General features: G+C 42.8%; 16 protein-coding genes. 9 read left to right on the forward strand and 7 right to left on the reverse strand.

Features of this window, described 5'->3' with window-relative positions; translation table 11 throughout:
• Nucleotides 1–201: 201 nt before the first annotated feature.
• Nucleotides 202–2481 (forward strand): GH92 family glycosyl hydrolase, encoded by a 2280-nt coding sequence (locus ACFQZS_RS15590; protein WP_377101846.1) that lies wholly within the window; start codon nucleotides 202–204, stop codon nucleotides 2479–2481.
• Nucleotides 2482–2492: 11 nt separating this feature from the next.
• Here ACFQZS_RS15590 and ACFQZS_RS15595 read toward each other — a convergent pair whose 3' ends face one another.
• The 3 genes from ACFQZS_RS15595 to ACFQZS_RS15605 all read right to left on the reverse strand — a co-directional run bounded on the left by ACFQZS_RS15595 (nucleotide 2493) and on the right by ACFQZS_RS15605 (nucleotide 5897).
• A complete protein-coding gene (locus tag ACFQZS_RS15595; RefSeq protein ID WP_377101847.1) occupies nucleotides 2493–3215 on the reverse strand; it encodes a hypothetical protein in 723 nt (240 codons plus the stop codon).
• Between the two features lie 45 nt (nucleotides 3216–3260).
• Nucleotides 3261–4319, reverse strand: a complete 1059-nt coding sequence (locus ACFQZS_RS15600) for an AAA family ATPase (RefSeq protein WP_377101848.1) — start codon at nucleotides 4317–4319, stop codon at nucleotides 3261–3263.
• 348 nt (nucleotides 4320–4667) lie between these two features.
• Nucleotides 4668–5897, reverse strand: a complete 1230-nt coding sequence (locus tag ACFQZS_RS15605) for a 3-deoxy-D-manno-octulosonic acid transferase (protein ID WP_377101849.1) — start codon at nucleotides 5895–5897, stop codon at nucleotides 4668–4670.
• A 214-nt stretch (nucleotides 5898–6111) separates the two neighbouring features.
• On the opposite strand from ACFQZS_RS15605, the gene ACFQZS_RS15610 reads away from it, so the two are divergent.
• Genes ACFQZS_RS15610 through ACFQZS_RS15625 form a run of 4 tightly spaced genes read left to right on the forward strand, consistent with a single transcriptional unit; the run spans nucleotide 6112 to nucleotide 9930 of the window.
• Entirely contained in the window at nucleotides 6112–7101 is a 990-nt protein-coding gene (locus ACFQZS_RS15610) for a UDP-glucuronic acid decarboxylase family protein (RefSeq protein ID WP_377101850.1), read from the forward strand.
• A 2-nt stretch (nucleotides 7102–7103) separates the two neighbouring features.
• Nucleotides 7104–8135: a UDP-glucose 4-epimerase GalE gene (galE, locus tag ACFQZS_RS15615; RefSeq protein WP_377101852.1), complete on the forward strand. Its 1032-nt coding sequence runs from the start codon at nucleotides 7104–7106 to the stop codon at nucleotides 8133–8135.
• Nucleotides 8132–9184, forward strand: a complete 1053-nt coding sequence (gene rfbB, locus ACFQZS_RS15620) for a dTDP-glucose 4,6-dehydratase (RefSeq protein WP_377101853.1) — start codon at nucleotides 8132–8134, stop codon at nucleotides 9182–9184. The genes galE and rfbB overlap by 4 nt, the downstream gene beginning before the upstream one ends.
• Nucleotides 9184–9930 carry a tyrosine-protein phosphatase gene (locus ACFQZS_RS15625; protein ID WP_377101855.1) on the forward strand — a complete coding sequence of 249 codons (747 nt, stop codon included), beginning with the start codon at nucleotides 9184–9186 and terminating at the stop codon, nucleotides 9928–9930. The genes rfbB and ACFQZS_RS15625 overlap by 1 nt, the downstream gene beginning before the upstream one ends.
• Before the next feature lie 107 nt (nucleotides 9931–10037).
• Here ACFQZS_RS15625 and ACFQZS_RS15630 read toward each other — a convergent pair whose 3' ends face one another.
• Entirely contained in the window at nucleotides 10038–11276 is a 1239-nt protein-coding gene (locus tag ACFQZS_RS15630) for an ABC transporter permease (protein WP_377101856.1), read from the reverse strand.
• A gap of 159 nt (nucleotides 11277–11435) precedes the next feature.
• On the opposite strand from ACFQZS_RS15630, the gene hemH reads away from it, so the two are divergent.
• Complete coding sequence (hemH, locus tag ACFQZS_RS15635) at nucleotides 11436–12461, forward strand: ferrochelatase (protein ID WP_377101857.1); 1026 nt, start codon at nucleotides 11436–11438, stop codon at nucleotides 12459–12461.
• Between the two features lie 375 nt (nucleotides 12462–12836).
• On the opposite strand, the gene ACFQZS_RS15640 is transcribed toward hemH, so the two are convergent.
• From ACFQZS_RS15640 to ftcD, 3 genes are all read right to left on the reverse strand, one after another.
• Nucleotides 12837–14732 (reverse strand): DNA topoisomerase IV subunit B, encoded by a 1896-nt coding sequence (locus ACFQZS_RS15640; protein ID WP_377101859.1) that lies wholly within the window; start codon nucleotides 14730–14732, stop codon nucleotides 12837–12839.
• Between the two features lie 94 nt (nucleotides 14733–14826).
• Complete coding sequence (locus tag ACFQZS_RS15645; RefSeq protein WP_377101861.1) at nucleotides 14827–15456, reverse strand: hypothetical protein; 630 nt, start codon at nucleotides 15454–15456, stop codon at nucleotides 14827–14829.
• A gap of 137 nt (nucleotides 15457–15593) precedes the next feature.
• Nucleotides 15594–16625, reverse strand: coding sequence for a glutamate formimidoyltransferase (ftcD, locus tag ACFQZS_RS15650; protein WP_377101863.1), 1032 nt, complete (start codon nucleotides 16623–16625; stop codon nucleotides 15594–15596).
• A 242-nt stretch (nucleotides 16626–16867) separates the two neighbouring features.
• Here ftcD and ACFQZS_RS15655 point away from each other — a divergent pair, with 242 nt between their 5' ends.
• The 3 genes from ACFQZS_RS15655 (at nucleotide 16868) to ACFQZS_RS15665 (ending at nucleotide 21831) form a co-directional block, all read left to right on the forward strand.
• Nucleotides 16868–19012, forward strand: coding sequence for a carboxy terminal-processing peptidase (locus ACFQZS_RS15655; RefSeq protein ID WP_377101865.1), 2145 nt, complete (start codon nucleotides 16868–16870; stop codon nucleotides 19010–19012).
• 90 nt (nucleotides 19013–19102) lie between these two features.
• Nucleotides 19103–20215 carry a ligase-associated DNA damage response exonuclease gene (locus tag ACFQZS_RS15660; RefSeq protein WP_377101866.1) on the forward strand — a complete coding sequence of 371 codons (1113 nt, stop codon included), beginning with the start codon at nucleotides 19103–19105 and terminating at the stop codon, nucleotides 20213–20215.
• Nucleotides 20212–21831, forward strand: a complete 1620-nt coding sequence (locus ACFQZS_RS15665; protein WP_377101867.1) for an ATP-dependent DNA ligase — start codon at nucleotides 20212–20214, stop codon at nucleotides 21829–21831. The genes ACFQZS_RS15660 and ACFQZS_RS15665 overlap by 4 nt, the downstream gene beginning before the upstream one ends.
• Nucleotides 21832–21875 lie beyond the last annotated feature (44 nt).

A 21875-nucleotide genomic window follows, 5' to 3' on the forward strand; every position in this document is an offset into this window, starting at 1 on the left:
ACAAAAGTATTTTGGCCGCGTAAAGTGTGCGTGAACCCGACTTTAACTTTGTATTATAAAAAGCGCACATATTATTAATATAGATTAAAACATGTTGCCTTATTGTTAAATTCCACTTCATTAATACATCCTGATCCTATCGCCCTATTAATCCTGCAGATCTTAGTTTATATTTACACCACATTAACTGATCGCATCCTGATGAAGCAATTCATATTTTTATGCATGGCCCTTTCGGGCTTTGTCGCCACCGCTCAAACCCGCCTTATTCAATATGTTAAACCCATTGTAGGCACCCAGCGTATGGGGCATACTTTTCCGGGTGCAACGGTTCCCTTCGGCATGGTGCAGCTAAGCCCAGAAACAGATACCATTAGCTATGAGCTGAACGGAAAATACAACCCCGATGTATATAAATATTGCGCGGGGTATCAGTACGAGGATAAAACAATAACAGGTTTTAGTCATACCCACTTTAGCGGTACAGGCCATTCAGATCTGGGCGATATTTTGTTGATGCCCACCATCGGTAAACTTAAATTGAACCCCGGCAGATCTGATCAGCCCCACAGCGGATACCGCTCGCCCTTCTCGCATCAGAACGAGATCAGCGAAGCCAATTATTACAAGGTAAAATTGGATGAATACAACATAACTGCCGAGATGACCACCAGTACCCGCGTGGGATTTCATCAGTATACCTTCCCTAAAACTGATAGCGCGCATATTATATTAGATATGGTGGCGGGCATTTACAATTACCCCGATAAAAACGTGTGGACCTACCTGCGGGTGGTGGATGACACTACCGTTATTGGTTTCCGCCAAACCAATGGCTGGGCACGCACCCGTACCCAATATTTTGCCATTGCATTTTCTAAAGCTTTTATTGCGCATGGCTTCGCCAATTATACGTTGCGTAATGTGTATGGTGGTTTTTGGGGCAGGTTTGACCAAAGAAACAATTTCCCCGAGATTGCCGGTAAACAGATAAAAGCCTATTTCGATTTTAAAACTAACGAGGGCGAAAAAATAAAGATCAAGGTTGCTTTATCACCTGTAAGTATGGAGGGCGCGCTAAACAATATGCGCGCCGAGGTACCCGGCTGGGATTTTGAAAAGGTAAAAGCAGACGGGCAACAGCAATGGGAAAAAGAGCTGCATAAAATTGAGATAAAAGGGAATACGATAACAAAAGAGAACTTTTATACCGCCCTATATCATACCCTTATTAACCCAACGGTTTATATGGATGCAGACGGGCAATATAAAGGCCTTGATCAAAACGTGCACCGTGCCGAAGGCTTTACCAATTATACCACCTTTAGTTTGTGGGATACCTACCGCGCGTTACACCCGCTGTTTAACATTATTGAACCCGAACGCAATGCAGATATGGTGCGGTCTATGCTGGCGCACTATCAGCAAAGCCCTGAGCATTTTTTACCGGTGTGGTCAAACTCGGCTAACGAGAATTGGTGCATGAGCGGGTATCATAGTGTTTCTGTAATTGCCGACGCGGTTATTAAAGGCAATGCACCTTTTGATGCCAATGCAGCTTTGGATGCTTGTGTAACCACAGCGCGGGGCCGTAAGTACATGAATATTGGTTTATATATAGATAAAGGCTACATCCCTGATGAACGCGATGGCAATTCGGTATCATCAACTTTAGAATACGCTTATGACGATTGGTGCATTGCCCAAATGGCCAAAAAGTTAGGCAATACCGCCATTTATGAAGAGTTTAGCAAAAGGGCACAGAACTATAAAAACGTTTACAACCCGGCAACCGGCTTTATGCACCCCCGCCTGGCCGATGGTACTTTCCGCAAAAAGTTTGATGCGCTAACGACAATAGGCCAGGGATTTATTGAGGGCAACGCGTGGAACTACACCCTGTTTGCGCCACATGACCCCGCCGGACTAATAAAACTGATGGGCGGCAACAAACGCTTTGTCGGTTATCTTGATTCGCTTTTTACGATGCACCTGCCTGATAAATTTTTTGAGGAGACAGAAGACATTACCCGCGATGGCATTATCGGCAACTACGTGCACGGCAACGAGCCATCGCACCATGTGGCTTATTTGTATAACTGGACAGATAAACCCTGGAAAACACAGGAGCGCATCCGCATGATATTGCCTAAAATGTATAAACCTACACCTGATGGTTTGGGCGGAAATGACGACACCGGGCAGATGAGTGCCTGGTATATTTTCAGCTCACTTGGTTTTTATCCGGTAGCGCCGGGATCTGATCAATACGCCGTCGGCAGTCCGGCAGTTGATGAGGCTGTTGTTCAATTAGGCAAGGGCAAAACGCTTAACATCAAGGTAAATAATCAGAGCGAAAAAAATGTGTATGTGCAAAAGTTGTTATTGAACGGCAAAGAGATTAAGACACCATTTTTAACTCATGCTGATTTAATGGGCGGTGGCGAGCTTACTTTCTTTATGGGGCCGAAGCATAAGTAATTTACGAGTATTTATTCGTAATTGTATTTGTAAAACTTTAAACTTCCCGTAGTCAAATCTAACATCGCTACCCCTCCTCGCATTCCTATAAAAACATCTTTATCGTTAAGTACTGCAAGTGAGTTTGGATATAAACCATCCCAAAATGCCTTTTCAACAACAAGCTGTTTTTTGAAATTGGACACTGTATAAAAATTATCATAGGTAGCTATCAAAAATTTGTTATTAAAAATAGTGAATGCTAAAGGAGCATCCCCAAAATCAATAAGCTTTGTAGTACTAAAACCATTTTTAGCTGGTATTAACTGGAACAATGCGCCCTCACTGATACTTAGATGAGCTAAACTTTCAATAAAATATATCTTATCCCTATATCTGAAGATAAATTTGATATTTCCTTTATGAACTTCAATGTTCTTTTTCTTACCGTCGTTGGGCTTAAATAATAATTGTCCGCCCCATTCTCCATTGTCTATACCAACTAAAGTTCCGTTTGATAATTTGAGGTTGCAATTAGTATTTTCATTACCCTTCTTAATAATTGTAAGCTTCCCTTTATTTATAGCTACCTCAAATTCATTGTTAGAGTGATTAAGTGAAACCGCTACTTTACTTGGATATTTTGGCAGGTCAATCTGTGTAAAATTGGATTGAAGTTCAAAAAATGTTTGAGCTTTGCTTGTATTCAGGCAGAAAATAGCAGAAAAAAAAAGTATAGTGAGTTTAGGGGGCATAAGTGAGTTTGACCAATGCACTAATTTAAATAAAAAACATCTATTCTAATTATACCTCTTCACCGTAGCTATACTTATTTTCAAATTATCGGCAATTTGCTTTTTAGTAAGACCCTGTCGGCTTAGTTCAGCAATTTGCAATTTATGTTCTTCGGATATGCCAATACCCGGTTTTTGCAAATGGTTGATCTCTTGATCGTAGCCTAAAAACTCAAGGTTTAAAAAGCTTACATCTTGTTTAATTACAAAAAGGCAAACGTTATCGCCGCCATAATCATTAGCGGTGTTACGCTGCTTTATTTGCTTTAAATAACGCACGCCGGGTTGAATATGGCTTTGGCCTATGGCAAACGCGCTATCGGCAAAATTGATAAGCATTTTACTGCCTTGCAGGTCGTTAACGGTAATGGGGCGATAAACGTTGCGTTTGGGTGTATGTGCAAGCACCAGTACACTTAACTTATATTTTGCTTTTATCGCTTTCAAATTATTCATTAACGGTAAGGCCCCTGTGGTATTACCGGTTTGGCTGCCAATGCAGGTAATGTTATCTATTATTAACACCTGTGCTTTGGTATTCTTAATAGCGCTCTCAATATTGTCCCGCACATAAGCATCATACTGCTCATATAACAAAGGGTTGCTGCCTGCCGGATTAAATTCTGCCCTTATAAAATGATCTCCGAAATGATGTAAACCATATTCTCTATGCGTGTACCTCGCCCGGAATTGCGCTGAACTTAATTCAAAATCAATATACAATACTTTAAGCGCCTCGTTTACCTGGCTGCCAAACGGCTCCATCATGGTTTGCTTGGCAAGGCCGCTACCAATTTGTACCGCCAGAATAGATTTGCCCAAATTTGTGTCGGCAAATAAAATGCAAAGCTCATGTTCATGCCACAAGCTACCTATTAACTTGCGGGCAACAGGTTTGCCATAATCATCATTTAACCATTGGTCTGCTGTTTTAATTTTAAACAAGTCATTATCCGGGTTGCGCCGCAACTGGGTGCGCATAGAATTTTGCATACGCTGACGATGAGTGGTTGCCTGTACTTCAGCGCGAATTTCTTCAATAAGAGGTGGTTGGGTAAAGGTCATATCAATAATATTTGTACAATAATAAAGAAATTTCTTTAAAAATACAATAAAAATAAAGATTCTTTATAATTACTAGGGGGATAGGGAAATCGCTTTTAAAAATCAACCCATATTTGGCTAAAGCCCGCATCATTTTGATTCATCCGCCCCATAAATGGGGCGGCAATGAAATTTAAGTTAAAGCTCATTGCCGTTGGTTTCAACCAACGGGATAGGTTCTTGTGGATGAATTGGCTTTAGCCAAAACGTAAACACTTCTGTTTTTTAAAACAATTTCCCCGAGGGGGGGGCTCACGGGGGCTCACAGGGGTTCTTGGGGGTTCATGCAGACCCTGAGCCCCCCCTTTATCAACCGTTATAAGTTATAATAATATGCTTCGCTATCATTTCGGTAGCGCCAACATTTTGTTGCACGTAGTCTTGGGCCTTCTGCCCGGCGCTTTTCAAAGCATCCGGATCGTTCATCAGCTTAGCCGCTACGTTCTTTAACTCGTCTTCATTCGCAATGGCAAAACCGGCTCCTTCAGTTATCAGGTTGCAAGCCTCGTTAAAGCGCCGGTAATTCGGACCGAATATTACCGGCAAACCGAATGCTGCTGCTTCCAACGTATTATGTATCCCAGCGCCAAACCCGCCGCCTATATAAGCAATATCCGCATATTGATACAATGACGACAGCATGCCTATGTTGTCAATTACCATTGCCTGGTTTGCTTTAAGTTGTAGGTTTTGAGCTTTTAGGTGTGAGTATCTTATAGTTTCGCTCGCGGGCAATAGGTTTAACAGGTTGGCTATTTTATCCTCTTCTATCTCGTGCGGAGCAAAAATAAATTTCCAATCGGGGTACTGTTTTACCAGTTCAACCAGCAACGCCTCATCAGCCGGCCAGGAACTGCCTGCAATGAATAATTTTTGTCCATTTTTAAATTCATCAATAAACGGAATATTTTGGGGGTGTTGCGCATTTGTCCAAACGCGGTCAAACCGGGTATCGCCGCTAACTGTGGCATTGGTAATGTTTATCTCCCTCAGTAATTGTACAGAGCGCTCATCCTGCACAAAAAAATGGTTTACAAAGCCAAGGATTTTACGGTGCAGCCCTCCATACCATTTAAAAAACACCTGCCCCGGCCTGAATATGCCTGATATTATATATAATGGGACTTCGCGCTTATTCAGCTCAGCAAAAAAATAGAACCAATATTCGTACTTGGTAAAAACGGCTATAGCGGGGTCTATTTTTGCAATAAAATTGCCGGCGTTTGCGGCGGTATCTAAAGGCAAATAATAAACCGCGTTGGCCAATGGGGTATTCTTCCTTACTTCGTAACCCGATGGTGAAAAAAATGTGATAACAATTTCCTGATCCGGATGTTGTTGCTTTAGCTGTTCAAGTACGGGCCGCCCCTGCTCAAACTCGCCCAGCGAAGCAAAATGGAACCACAAGCTCCTGGTATGTTGTTTAACTACCTGTTTATTACGCCCGCGCACCCATAAAGCTGCCTTATTGTTGAATAAGGATGCCAGGCGAATAAGCATGTAATAAATACGAATGGCTATGTTATAAACAAACAGCATTAAAAGCTAAATTACTATTCTTAGTTTCACACGGATTAAAAAATTATTTTGAGCAGCGACTGATCTCATAAAAAACAGGGTTTCTGATCAAAATTAACAGTGCAAAATTAACTTTAACAGGCACATTTACTTATAAAATCTTTAACGTAAATAAGTACCTTAGCAGCAACAAAAATTGACTACCCACGTATAAAAAGTGACATTATAAAGCATTATGGCTCGCAAACGAATATTAATTACCGGCGCCGCCGGTTTTTTAGGGTCGCATCTCTGCGATAGATTTATTAAAGAAGATTTTCATGTTATTGCAATGGATAACCTGATAACCGGAGACCTTAGAAACATTGAACATTTGTTTAAACTGGAAAACTTTGAGTTTTACAATCACGATGTTTCTAATTTTGTACACGTACCCGGCGAGCTTCATTATATACTGCACTTCGCATCGCCGGCAAGCCCTATTGATTATTTGAAAATACCCATACAAACCCTTAAAGTAGGTTCGTTAGGTACACACAATCTGTTAGGCCTGGCCAAATCAAAGAATGCGCGGATGCTTATAGCGTCAACATCAGAAGTATACGGCGACCCAAGCGTTAACCCACAGCCCGAAGAATACTGGGGAAATGTTAACCCGGTGGGCCCGCGCGGTGTTTATGATGAGGCAAAACGTTTTCAGGAAGCTATAACCATGGCTTACCATACCTTTCATGGCGTAGAAACGCGCATAGTACGCATATTTAACACCTACGGCCCACGTATGCGCCTTAACGACGGGCGTGTACTACCCGCTTTTATTGGCCAGGCATTACGTGGCGAACCGTTGACCATGTTTGGGGATGGATCGCAAACGCGCTCTTTCTGTTATGTTGACGACCTGATTGAGGGTATTTATCGCTTGCTTTTTAGTGACTACCCACACCCTGTTAACATTGGCAATCCTGACGAGATCACCATCCGTCAATTTGGCGAGGAGATTATAAAACTTACCGGTACCGATCAAAAATTAGAGGGCAGGCCATTACCTACAGATGACCCTAAACAACGCCGCCCTGATATTACCAAGGCAAGGGCCATTTTAAACTGGGAGCCTAAAGTATCCCGCGCAGAAGGTTTAAAGATCACTTACGAATACTTTAAATCACTGCCTAAAGAAGTACTTGAAAAAGTAGAACACAAAGATTTTAAGCGTTATAGTAGATAATCATGAGCAAAATATTAGTAACCGGCGGCACAGGATATATCGGATCGCATACGGTTGTTGAGCTTTTAGAAGCCGGGTATGACGTTGTGATAATAGATAATCTTTCCAACTCATCCCGCGATGTATTAAACCGCATTGAAAAAATTACAGGCAAGCGCCCTGCTTTTTTCAGAACCGAAATGTGCAATTACGATGAGTTGGAGCATGTTTTTATAAAGCATCCGGATATTGATGCTGTTATACACTTTGCTGCTGTTTTGCAAGTATTTGAGTCGGTTACAGAGCCATTAAAATACTTTGAGAACAACCTGTATTCGCAGATCAACCTAATGAAATGCATGCGTAAATTCGGCATTAAGCCGCTTGTGTTTTCATCATCATGTACGGTTTACGGAAACCCCGAAACATTGCCTGTAACAGAAGCCACGCCTATACAAAAAGCGGCGTCGCCTTATGGTAACACCAAGCAAATGGGCGAAGAAATAATTGAGTTTACTACAAAGGCCGGGCATATTAACGCTATATCTTTGCGATACTTTAACCCGGTAGGTGCGCATAAAAGTGCGCTTATTGGCGAGGTACAGCACGGCATTCCGCATCACCTTATACCTTACATTACCGAAACAGCTTTGGGCAAACGCGAAGCGCTTAATATTTTTGGCAGCGACTACAATACGCCCGACGGCACCTGCGTACGCGATTACATACATGTAAGCGATGTAGCCCGCGCCCACATTAAAGCCGTTGAGCGGTTGTTTAAAGTAAACAAAGAACAAGGTTGGTATGATGTTTTTAATATAGGCACCGGCGAGGGCTATTCTGTATTGAACATGGTGAATGCTTTTGCCGAAGCTACAGGTATCAAGATCAACTATAAATTGGTTCCCAGAAGAGGTGGTGATGTTGAAGCGGTATACGCCGACACCACTAAAGCAAATGAGCAGCTTGAATGGGAAACCGTATATACCCTGCCAGACATGATGCGATCTGCATGGGTATGGGAGCAATCTTTAAAAGCCAACCCTATAAAATGAAAAAGATAATTATTACCGGGGGTGCGGGCTTTATCGGCTCGCACGTGGTACGCAGGTTTGTAAAAAACTACCCGCAGTATAATATCATCAACCTTGATAAGCTGACTTATGCCGGCAATCTGGCTAACTTAAAGGATATTGAAAACGAACCCAATTATAAATTTATAAAAGGCGACATAGTTGACATAGCTTTTATTAACCAGCTTTTTGGCTATGAAAAACCCGATGCGGTGATACACCTTGCTGCAGAATCGCACGTAGACAGGTCAATTGCCGACCCGGCAGAGTTTGTTTTGACCAATGTGGTGGGCACTGTTAATTTATTGACCGCCGCGCGCGAGACCTGGAAAGACAATTATGATAAAACGCGTTTTTATCATGTTTCTACAGATGAGGTTTACGGCAGTTTAGGCGAAGAAGGTATGTTTACCGAACAGACCGCTTATGACCCACACTCTCCTTATTCTGCATCAAAAGCGGGATCAGATCATTTTGTGCGCGCGTATCATGATACTTACGGCATGGATACTGTGATATCAAATTGCTCAAACAATTATGGTTCATATCACTTCCCCGAAAAATTAATTCCGCTGGCAGTAAATAACATCAAAAACAACAAACCGGTACCTGTATACGGTAAAGGAGAAAACATCCGCGACTGGCTATGGGTGGAAGACCATGCGCGCGCTATTGATGTAATTTTTCATAAAGCAAAAGCGGGTACAACCTATAACATAGGCGGCCATAACGAGTGGAAAAACATTGATCTGATAAAGCTGCTTTGCCATATAATGGATACAAAGTTGGGCAGAGCGCCGGGTACATCAGAAAAACTGATAACTTATGTTACAGATAGAGCCGGACACGATTTACGGTACGCTATTGACGCAACAAAATTAAAAACCGATCTTGGTTGGGTACCCGGTATTACATTTGAAGAAGGGCTTGAAAAAACGGTTGACTGGTACCTTCAAAATGAAGAATGGCTGAACGATGTTACTTCAGGCCATTACCAGCAATATTACGCCGACCAATACAATGATAGATAATGTTTAATTTTTTTAAGAAAAAAGAGAAACCTAAACAGGAACCCACATTTAACTACGAGTCTATCGCGGTAGATATGCATTCGCATGTTTTACCGGGTATTGACGATGGCGCGCAAGACGTTGAACAATCCATCATTTTAATAAAACGAATGATGGATCTGGGCATAAAAAAAATTATTGCCACGCCACACGTAATGATTGATTTTTACCGCAATACGCCCGAAACCATTGGCAACGCGTTAACGCTTTTAAAAGAAGAACTTGTTAAGCAAGGCATAGATATACAAATAGAGGCCGCTGCCGAACATTATTTTGATGAAACTTTTGAGCCCCGTATAGACGCAGGCAAATTGTTGCCTTTTGGCGACAACTACGTGTTATATGAATACTCTTTCATTAACCAACCTACCAATTGGTTTGAGGCTATGCGAAAAATGTCGCAAGCGGGTTATAAACCCATTTTGGCGCACCCCGAAAGATATCCTTACTTAACTACCGAAACCATGGCTATGATGCGTGGATGGGGTTGCAGCATGCAACTGAATACAGTATCGCTTGTGGGTTATTATGGTCGCGAAACAAAAAAAAGAGCCGAAGAAATGGTGGACCTGAAGCTTGTTGATTTTATTTCGAGCGATATGCACCACCCGCGCCATGCTGACGCGTTAAAAGATGCACTTACAACGCCCTACGTTGAAAAATTGCTCTTTGATAATTGCCAGCTAAAGAATATTAAGCTGTTGTAGATGGGCGAATATGCAGATGTGCTGATAAAATGTAAAGAAGTTTAATTTAAAACCTGATTGGATTTCCAATCAAAACAAATCCGAAATCGAAAATTCGAAATCCGAAATTATTCGTATCTCAGCGCCTCTACCGGATCAAGATTGGATGCCTTTTTAGCAGGATAAAATCCGGACGCTAACCCAATAAAGGTACAAATTGCAAATGCCGACAGCAGCCAGATCCATGGGATAACAAACTTGCCGCTAATGCCAACGGCAATAAGGTTACCAATGGCCATGCCCAATATCATACCGCCAATACCGCCGATAATACATATTACAACGGCTTCAATTAAAAACTGCTTACGTATTACGGCAGGTGTTGCGCCTATAGCCTTACGAACGCCGATTTCGCGGGTACGTTCTGTAACTGATACCAACATGATATTCATCAGTCCGATGGCTGCTCCAAGCAGTGTAATTATACCAATACCAAACCCGGCTATGGTCATGCCGGTTATCTGCCCTGACAGCTGCTGTTGAACAGAATCACTGCGTACAATCTCAAAATTATCTGGTGCTGCCACATTAAGACTGCGTATATTTCTAAACATAGACGTGGCCTCGCCGGTAGTAGCATCAAGCGCATCAGGGCCTTTAACCATTACAGCTATGGTAAATGAAGGATTAGTAGTTGTTGCAATTTGCTTGGCTTTTAAAATAGGTATAAGGCACAAACGGTCGCCACCGCCACCCATACCCGATCCTTTAGACGCGAATGCCCCTATTACCCTGTATTTGTTGCTACCTACATAAATAGACTTGTTTATAGGGTCAATTTTCTTAAATAGCTTTTCCCTCACCTCTTCTCCAATTATAACCACATTGGCACCATGCTGTAGCTCCGCGTCAGAAAAATTTCTGCCTAACGCCAACTTATAGCCGTTGGTCTGTACATAATTTTCGTTAGAACCGGTTATATTAACGTTAGGATTAGTTTTATTACTGGCATACTTGGCAAGGGCCGTTCCGGAAACATTCAGGTTGATGGCAATATTTACCGGAAATTTAAATTTATCCCTAAAGCGTGATGCCTGGCTGTAAGTTATAGCCGGATAGGTTTTTCTGCGGCCACCGCCAAAACGTATGCCCGAGCCACGATTTTGGATGGTGAACGAGTTAGCGCCCAAACTTGAGAATGCATCAGTAGTATATTGCTTTATACCCTCAACCGCGGTTAATATCCCAACAAGCGCCATAATACCTATGGCAATTATAAGCGCTGTAAGCGATGTGCGTAAACGATTACCCGCAATAGATTGCATGGCTATAGAAACATTCTCGCGAAAACTGGTTTTTACCGGCATGGCATAAATATAGAAAAACTAATTGTAAGACGATAAACCAGCCCCATTGTTACAGCAATTTTGATAAACAATTAGGTAAGCATTATCAGCTTTTTAATTGCTTTGTAATAAAAATAAGCTTTGAGGGCTTAGGCACTTTTTTTGTTATTTTTGCGGCTTATGGCAAAAAAAGGCATATTACTGGTTAACCTTGGCACTCCCGACAGTCCTTCTACTGCAGATGTGCGTAAATACCTTAACGAGTTTTTGATGGATGGGCGGGTAATTGATATTAACCCGGTTTCGCGCGCGCTTTTGGTAAGGGGGCTGATCGTACCATTCAGGGCGCCTAAATCTGCTAAGCTGTATAAAGAGATCTGGAGTGAAGAAACCGGATCACCGTTATTGCATTATAGTATTTTGCAGCATAAGGCTTTGGCCGAAAGACTTGGCGATGAGTACCAGGTTGAGCTGGCCATGCGCTATCAAAGCCCTTCAATTGAATCGGCTTTAGAAAGATTGAAGAAAAACCTGGTAAGCGAGATAAAAGTTATTCCATTGTTTCCGCAATATGCATCGGCAAGTACCGGTTCTGTGCATGATAAGGTGATGAAACTGGTAAGCGAGTGGCAAACTATACCTAATGTAACCTTCATCAATTCATTTCATGATGATGACCTGATGATTGCCACTTTTGCCCAAAACGCGCGTAAGTATCAGCCGGAAACTTACGACCACATTTTATTCAGCTTTCATGGCCTGCCGCAGCGTCAGATAATGAAATGCGACCACACCCACAACTACTGCCTTAAAGTAGATGGCTGTTGCGATACGTTGAATGATACCAACAAATTCTGCTATTCGGCACAGAGTTATGATACAGCACGCCTAATTGCTGAACAATTAAATCTTCCGAAAGAAAAATATACCGTTTGCTTCCAATCCCGCCTGGGTAACGACCCGTGGGTACAACCCTACACCAGTAAAGTAGTTGAGCAATTAGCCAAAGAAGGTAAAAAACGCCTGCTGGTGTTCTGCCCTGCATTTGTTGCCGACTGCCTGGAAACTGTTTACGAAGTTACAGTTGAGTATGGCGATGAGTTTAAAGCCTTGGGAGGCGAGCATGTACAATTAGTGGAAAGCCTGAATGATTCGCCAATGTTTATTGACGCGTTGGAGAGGATGGCGAGAGGGAAATTTAATTAACAACAATGAATCAGTATTTTAATGAGTTATACCTCGGATTAATTGGGTATAATATTTAATACTGTTTCTATCTGTTTCCCAATTAAAACTAATCCTTCGCTTTCAAATACAATTGTCCAACCGCAATTGGGATATTTGTCATGAAAGTTGCTTCGTTCACAAGTCAGCAATTTATCTCTGCCGTCAAAAGTAAATCGGACAATATATCCTTTTATACGATAGACCAGAGTGCCGTGCCCAAAACTGTAAGGAAGATACCTAAACTCTAGCAAATCAAAGTCGAACTTGTCTTCGAAAATTAGCTCTATATCGTTCTTAAATTGCTGAAAATTCATCTTCTCCAGGTTTTTTCCGTCGGATTTCTTAACAAAGAAACTACACAGCTATCGGCAACTCCTCCTCTTCTTCTTTATCCGCAATCATAGGATTCACCGTCTCATCATCCTTTTCAACCCTCAGGTTACCTATAATATGTTGCTGGCGCGCGGGCGTATTTTTACCCATAAAATATTCAAGCAAACCCTTTATGTTGGCATCTTTTAATATTACAGGGTCAAGGCGCATATCCTTACCTATAAACAAACCAAACTCCTCAGGCGATATTTCGCCCAAACCTTTAAAGCGGGTAATCTCCGGCTTTACACCCAATTTGGCAATGGCGTTGCGGCGTTCTTCATCGCTGTAGCAGTAAATAGTTTCCTTTTTATTACGTACCCTGAATAGGGGTGTTTGCAAAATAGATACATGCCCGGCTTTAACCAGGTCAGGAAAAAACTGCAAAAAGAAGGTCATTAGCAGCAAACGTATGTGCATACCGTCCACATCGGCATCGGTAGCAAATACTATGTTGTTATAGCGCAGATTATCAATACCATCTTCAATATTAAGGGCGTGTTGCAGCAGGTTAAACTCCTCATTCTCATACACTACCTTTTTGGTTAAGCCGAAACAGTTTAGCGGCTTACCTTTTAAGCTGAACACAGCCTGCGTCATCACATCGCGAGATTTGGTGATGGAACCCGACGCCGAATCACCCTCGGTGATAAACAAGGTAGTATCCTGTTTACGTTCGTGGTTATCGTCAAAATGAACCTTGCAATCGCGTAGTTTACGGTTGTGCAGAGATGCTTTTTTGGCGCGCTCGTTAGCCAGTTTTTTAATGCCCGCGATGTCTTTACGTTCGCGCTCAGATTGCAGTATTCTTGCCTTTAACGCTTCAGCAACAGCTGTATTTCTATGCAGGTAGTTATCAAGTTCTTTCTTAACAAAATCACCTATAAAGGTGCGGACAGACGGCCCTTCCGGACCAATATTTTGTGAACCTAATTTTGTTTTGGTTTGCGATTCAAATACTGGTTCCTGCACCTTAATGGCTATTGCCGCCACTATTGACGCGCGAACATCGGCAGCATCAAAATCTTTATCGTAAAACTCGCGGATGGTTTTAACCACCGCTTCGCGAAAAGCCGCCTGGTGCGTGCCCCCTTGCGTAGTGTGCTGCCCGTTTACAAACGAATAATATTCTTCGCCATATTGCTGTCCGTGCGTCATGGCTATCTCTATATCGTCGCCTTTTAGGTGAATAACAGGATAACGCAGGGTTTCTGAATTGTCAGTCTTTTTGGTTAGCAGATCATAAAGACCGCGTTCCGAAAAATATTTCTGTCCGTTAAAATTAATGGTAAGGCCCGAGTTTAGATAAACATAGTTCCATATCATGTTCTCAATAAACTCCGGGATAAAGCGGTAATGTCTGAATATGCTGTCGTCCGGGAAAAAGTTGATAGCGGTACCATTGCGTTGCGAGGTTTCTTTTTCGGCCTCGTCACGGATCAGTTCTCCCTTTTCAAACTCGGCTATTTTAGTTCTTCCATCGCGGTAAGATTGTACGGTGAACGAAGTTGACAAAGCATTAACCGCTTTAGTACCCACACCATTTAAGCCTACCGATTTTTGGAATGCTTTACTATCATATTTACCACCTGTATTGATCTTTGATACGCAATCAATTACTTTTCCTAAAGGGATACCCCGGCCATAATCTCGAACGGAAACTTTATGGTCACTTATGGTTATGTCTATAGTTTTACCGGCGCCCATAACAAACTCATCAATAGAGTTGTCAACTATCTCTTTTAGCAGAACGTAGATGCCATCATCATAAGCAGAACCATCGCCCAATTTACCAATGTACATGCCCGGGCGCAGGCGGATGTGTTCTTTCCAATCAAGCGACCGTATGCTGTCTTCACTATAATTAACCTCAGCCATATGCAGATATAATATACAAGCGCCAGAAAACGCTTACAGCAAAAATAAAATTTAGAGGATGAATAAGGACGTTAAATAAATTAACTTATTAACATTATTTATCTGCCTTTTCCGGCGATTTGAATTTCAGGCAGTTACTTGCTTCAAACATGTTCTTAAAAAACTCAGGCCCCTTGTTGTTAGTAAGGCAAATGCCAAATACGCTGCCTGTGTTGTACTTAGCCAGAACTATCATTAACGCGTATTTATAATGCTTGGTAACGGGCGAATCTTTAAGGTTAACAAGATAAGTTTTGCCAACATCGGCATTATATCGGGTTAAAATGAAACTGGGGATAGGGCGCGTAAGCCAATCATTATCATCAGAAAAAGCTAAGGCCTGTTGCTTTATGATAAACGCGTAGGCAGAATCAACGTTTATTTGTTGATGATTATCTTTTAAGAGTGCCTTATTTTCTTTTATAGAATTAACGCGCAGCCATATTTCAAAATCCTTTTCGGGAAGTTCCATGGCGTAGTTGAAACTAAATTCACGATTGTTTACCGCTTTTATTTCTTTAAAACCCGCCGGAAATGTAAACGCTAAGCCCGATTTTTTTAACGCCTTGTCAAAAGCGGCAAACTGCATGCTGTTATCTAAACGTGCAGTCTGTGCGTTTGCCCAAAATAGCGGGCAAATTAAAAGTATCGTTAATATAAAACGTTTAAATTTTAGGGTATTCATTTATAGTTTAACAGCAACGTATAAGCTGCGGAAATTTCATCAACTAAGATGAGTTAAATTTTATTTTAAATATAAAAATTAAATAATAAGATTATTTTTAAACCTGAGCGATAGCTAAATTTCAATAAGATTGTTACCTAAGCTTTGGCTCCTTCATTCAAATTATTAAGCAAATAGTCCAATATACGTTTTTGCGGGTAAAATTGTTTCACAGCGTTTAACCCCATTGTATTAATGGCAAGCTGTATTAACTGCTCTTCCGGCAAATTGTCCATTTGCTGTTTTTTGGCAAAATACTGGCCCGCTTCCTTCATGGCGCTAAGCGGAATAAGACCTATCAATTCACTACCGGTTGCCTCGGTACCGTAAGCTTTAGCCCGCTCAGCAACGGTTTCAAAAACTTGGTGTATCGGACTAAGCGTAATATCAGTAATATTGGTTGACACCTGCGCACACTTATACTCTTCCATATACCAGCCTATAGCTTTTACGCCTTTTAATAAACCCGGAACGCGTTTCTTCCCTTCCTCATTAATCCGTAACCTACCCGATTCACGTACATCAGCAGCAATTTCTGCAGCTAAATTTACCGACTTAGTATTAAGGTTAACGTTATAAGCTATTAAAAAATTACGCGCGCCTATAACGGTGGCACCTGCTTTCGCATTCATTTCTGCGGGGCCAAAATCCGGCTGCCATGCTGGTTGCTTTATCTTTTCAAAAAAACCCTCGTACTCGCCCGATCTGATCACAGAAAGATTACTCCGGGCCTTATCCGCCTGCGAATACTCATATAAGTAAACAGGTATTTTCAATTCGGCACCCACCCTGGCGGCCAATAGTTTTGCATAAACATCAACCTGTGCCAGTGTTATATTGCTTACAGGCACAAGCGGACAAACATCAGTAGCGCCCATCCGCGGATGTTCGCCCTTTTGCGTGCGCATATCAATAAGTTCCGTAGCTTTCCTTATGCAATTAAAAGCAGCTTCAACAACAGCGTCGGGCTCGCCGGCAAAAGTTATAACGGTGCGGTTAGCATCGTGGCCGGCGTCAATGTTTAGCAGATTAACGCCTGCCGTCTGGTTTATCCCGGCAGCTATTTGCGTTATTACATCAGCATTAAGGCCCTCGCTAAAGTTGGGTACACATTCAATAATTGGTTTCATTACCTGTGCAATTTATAGGTTTGATGTAACATCTGCAGCCAAAATTTGTCTCTATATAACAATAAAGTAAAAAACCTGTTGTTATAATAAAATAGCAAAACATTATTGTAATATTGTTATTCTCAAATCAGAGGCAGACAATTAAGACTGTCTTTTTTTGTTTATATTTAATTAGCCTGCAATTAGGCACAAGTATTGTATTGATGTTTTATTTAGTTCCTGATTTTAAGAGAGTAAAGGATATGTTTAAAAGATTTTATTTCGTTTTGGCACTTGGGGCCGCGCTAGCGTGTAACGCTGCGCCATCAAAACCTGCTAAGGTTAACGGCTCACTAAATTTAGAGCCTACCGAAAATCAAAGTAATGCTGTTAAGGCTGTGGCCTCGCTCATATCGCAATACAATTACAAAAAAGTAGCGCTGAACGACTCCCTGTCGCTAATTATATACGATCACTTTTTGAAAAGCATGGACGAGGGCCGCGTTTACCTGTTGGCATCAGACATTGCTGATTTTGACAAATATAAAACCCGGTTTGACGACGACATTAAGAGCGGCAATCTGAGCAACGTGTTTTATATGTTTAACGTTTTTCAGAAAAGATACAGCGACAAGATAAACTATTCGCTGGCGCAGTTAAACAAAGAATTCGATTTTAAAAAAAATGAAACATTTGCATACGACCGCGAAAAGCTGCCATGGGCATCGCAGGCACAGTTAGATGCCTACTGGACACAACGTGTTAAGTTCGATCTGATTAATTTACAACTGGCTAAACCTGATGAAGCTAAAAATAAAGAAACACTGAAAAAACGCTACGAAAACCTTATTTCTCAAAACAATAAATTGGAAAGCGATGATGTTTTTCAGTTGTTTATGGATGACTTTACTGAGGCGATAGATCCACATACCAACTACTTTAACCAGTTTAACAAGGCGCAGTTCAAATTAGAAATGTCGCGCTCACTGGAAGGTATTGGTGCAACACTCAGCGAAAAAAACGAGTACGTTATTATACAATCGTTAGTAGCGGGCGGCCCTGCTGATAAAACTCACCAGGTTAATGCGGGCGACAGGATAGTAGCTGTAGCACAAGGTAAAACCGGCGAATTTCAGGACATAGTAGGCTGGCGTACATCAAACGCTATTAAATTAATACGAGGTGCAAAAGGCACCGTTGTAAGACTAAAACTACTTCCCGAAGGTAAAGCGGTTTCTGACCCTACCAAAACAGTAGAGATCGTTCGCGAGAAGATCGTATTAAATGATCAACGCGCACAGAAATCAATTCAAAACTACCAGCAAAATGGTAAAACTGTTAAGATCGGTATTATTAACATCCCGGCATTTTATGTTGATTTTGATGCAGCCCGTTCCGGCGTTGCCGACTACCCAAGCACTACCAGGGATGTAAAACTGTTGTTAGATTCGCTTAAAAAAGAAAACGTTGACGGTATTGTTATCGACCTGCGCACAAATGGTGGTGGTTCATTAACAGAAGCCATATCGCTTACCGGCTTGTTTATAAAAGATGGCCCTGTTGTGCAGGTACGCGACACTAAAAACGAAGTTGAAGTAGACAAGGATGAAGATCCGGGCATAGCCTATGCTGGCCCCTTAGCCGTTTTGGTTGACCGTTTCAGCGCTTCAGCATCAGAGATCTTTGCCGGCGCTATACAGGATTATGGCCGCGGCGTAATACTTGGAACCCAAACCTATGGTAAAGGCACTGTTCAGACACAGATTGATCTAAACAGATATATTAATTCTACGCTAGGCAACAGGATCAATTCAATTGTTGGCAATGTAACCGGGCGTAATAACGCCACCCCAGAGATAGACTACGGTCAGCTTAACCTTACAATCGCCAAGTTCTATCGCATCAGCGGAGGATCAACCCAACACAAAGGCGTTATTCCTGATATCCAGTTCCCGTCATCCATACCTTTGGATAAATATGGTGAGGACACTGATCCATCTGCTTTGCCTTTTGATGTTATAGCTAAAAGCCAGTATACTAAGGTGGCCGATATTAACACCGTGCTACCCCAGCTTAGCCAATTACACCAGGCACGCATGAAAAACAGCGTAGTATACAAAAACCTGTTAGCCGATATTGAAGAATACAAGAAAAAAGCTGCCGAGAACACCATGATGCTAAATATTGACGTATTGAAAAAACAGCGCGACGAGGACGAGCAAAAAAGCTTTGACAGGAACAATGCGTTACGCGTAGCCATGGGTCGCCCGGCGTTGAAAAAAGGGGAAGCGAAACCTAAAAAAGAAGACCTGGATGCTTTAAAATTAGAGGCAGGTCAAATATTGGTTGATTACATTGGCATTGCTACCGATAAAGTAGCTAAGGCCCACACGCCTGCTATGCGTTAAAATAATTTATTATTACATTGAAAGCCCTTCCGGTTATCCCGGAAGGGCTTTTGCGTTAAAACCAATTGCTTAAAAAGGAGTTATTGCTATATGGCAAAACCGCTGATTGAGTTTACCGACAATGGCATTTACTGCCCGCAAGGCAAATTTTATATAGACCCATGGAAACCGGTTGATGATGCGGTAATAACCCACGCGCACAGCGACCACGCCAGGTGGGGGAATAAGCGTTATCTGGCTCATCACCTATCCAGGGAAGTATTGCTTTACCGTCTGGGCGATATCAGTCTTCAAACCATTGAATATGGCGAAAAGGTAATGAAGAACGGTGTAGAAATATCACTTCATCCTGCAGGGCACGTTATTGGCTCGGCACAGGTGCGGATTGAGTATAAGGGCCAGGTTTGGGTGATATCAGGCGATTATAAAACGGAAGATGATGGTGTATGTGCACCCTTCGAGCCGGTAAAATGCCACCATTTTATTTCTGAATGTACCTTCGGGATGCCCGTTTTTCAATGGAAGCCCCAGCAACAGCTTTTTGATGAGGTGAATAAATGGTGGCGCGGTAACGCGGAAAACAATATAGCAACGGTGATAGTAGGATACTTATTAGGCAAGGCGCAGCGCATATTGCAAAATCTTGATCTGTCAATTGGCAAGGTTTATACCCACGGCGTTATTGAAAACACCAACGAGGCCCTGCGCCGCAACGGCATTATACTCAACGAGACGCACCGCATAACACCCGAGACCTCTAAAGACGAAGTGCGTAAGTGCATAATACTGGCACCGCCATCATCGGTGGGTACGCCCTGGATGCGGAGGTTTCAGCCTTACAGTTTTGGTTATTGCTCGGGATGGATGGCTTTGCGCGGCGCGAAGCGCCGCAGGGCCGCTGATCGGGGCTTTATACTATCAGACCACGCCGACTGGAGCGGCTTGATAAGTGCCATAGATGCTACGGGCTGCGAGAAGGTTTATCTTACCCACGGTTATACCGCGCCGTTTGCGCGTTATCTTTCTGAAATAGGTTTTGACGCGCACGAGGTGCACACGTTGTTTGGGGATGATGAATCGCCTAACCAAACTCCTTCAGAAGATGAAGAAGCCCCCTCTAAATCTCCCCCGGAAGGGGAGACTTTTTCTGCTGAACTATCAAGCTCCTCCCCTTCCGGGGGAGGCTGGGAGGAGGCTATATGAAAGCATTCGCCCGACTCTTCCTCTCGTTAGACGAGACCAACAAAACCAACGAGAAGGTTAAGGTTCTAAAAGACTACCTTAATTGCGTACCCGATTCTGACAAAATGCACATGCTGGCGCTGTTTACAGGGCGCAAACCAAAACGGGTTATCAACGCTACACAGATACGCACCTGGGCCAACGCGGTTACAGGTATCCCGGTTTGGTTGTTTGAAGAGAGCTACCATATAGTAGGCGACCTTGCCGAAACCATGGCCCTGTTGCTGCCTCAAAACACAGAAAGCAGCAGCGACAAAACCCTTACCGACTGGATTGCCGAGTTGAATACGCTAAGTGCAAAAACGGAAGAAGAACGCAAACTCTGGCTAACCGATGCCTGGGCCGTGTTGGATACGCAGGAACGTTTTGTATTTAACAAACTACTTACCGGCAGTTTTAGGGTTGGCGTATCGCAAAATCTGGTGATAAAGGCGCTGGCTGATCTTTCCGGATTGGATGCCGCTACGCTTACCCATCGCATTATGGGTAACTGGATGCCGGATACTTACTCTTACGAGCAGCTTACTCAAAAGGGCGATGCATCGGACGATGTATCGCGGCCCTACCCTTTCTTCCTGGCTTACCCCATACAGGAGACATCTGATAAGCAGAAATCAGCCGAGGAGTTAAAGGTTACTTTAGGCGAAGCTGACGAGTGGCAAGCCGAATGGAAGTGGGATGGTATACGCGCGCAGTTAATTAAGCGCGATGGGCAGATCTTCATCTGGAGCCGGGGTGAGGACCTGGCCACCGAGAAGTTCCCGGAGCTGCACCCATTTTTGAACGCCCTGCCTGATGGCACAGTGATAGATGGCGAGATATTAAGTTTCAGGGATGGCTTGCCCCTGCCCTTCAATGTGCTGCAAACCCGCATCGGCAGAAAAAATATCAGTAAGAAAATACTGGAGGAAAGCCCGGTTGCTGTTATAGCTTATGATTGCTTAGAGTACAATGGTGAAGATATCCGTTACAAAACACAATCAGAGCGCAGGGCATTATTAGAGGATTTGCAGACCACAACAGCCCAGCCCGAAATATTCCGGATATCGGCGCTTATCAACTTCAGCTCGTGGGATGATCTGGCTGTGATACGCGATCAATCAAGGGCTATGGTAGCAGAGGGTATTATGCTGAAACGCAAAAGCGCTACTTACCAGGTGGGCCGCCGCCGTGGCGACTGGTGGAAGTGGAAAATAGACCCGCTGTCTGTAGACGCCGTTATGGTTTATGCACAAAAAGGTCACGGTCGTAGAGCTGATCTTTATACCGATTACACGTTCGCAGTTTGGGATGGCGATAAACTGGTGCCTTTTGCCAAGGCCTACTCCGGCCTTACCGATGCCGAGATCAATAAGGTAGATTACTTTGTAAAGCGTAATACCCTTGAAAAATTCGGACCCGTGCGCACGGTTAAGCCGGAGCTGGTTTTTGAAATAGGTTTTGAGGGAATTAACCGCTCTACCCGGCATAAATCGGGCATAGCCTTGCGGTTTCCGCGCATATTGCGCTGGCGGCATGATAAGCCTAAAGAAGAAGCAGATACGCTGGAGAATTTAAAGGCACTGTTAGGGGATTAAGGTGTCATGTTGAGCTCGTCGCAACATAGTGGGTAGGGCCTTTG

The organism is Mucilaginibacter calamicampi (assembly GCF_042676765.1).
Classification (GTDB): domain Bacteria; phylum Bacteroidota; class Bacteroidia; order Sphingobacteriales; family Sphingobacteriaceae; genus Mucilaginibacter; species Mucilaginibacter calamicampi.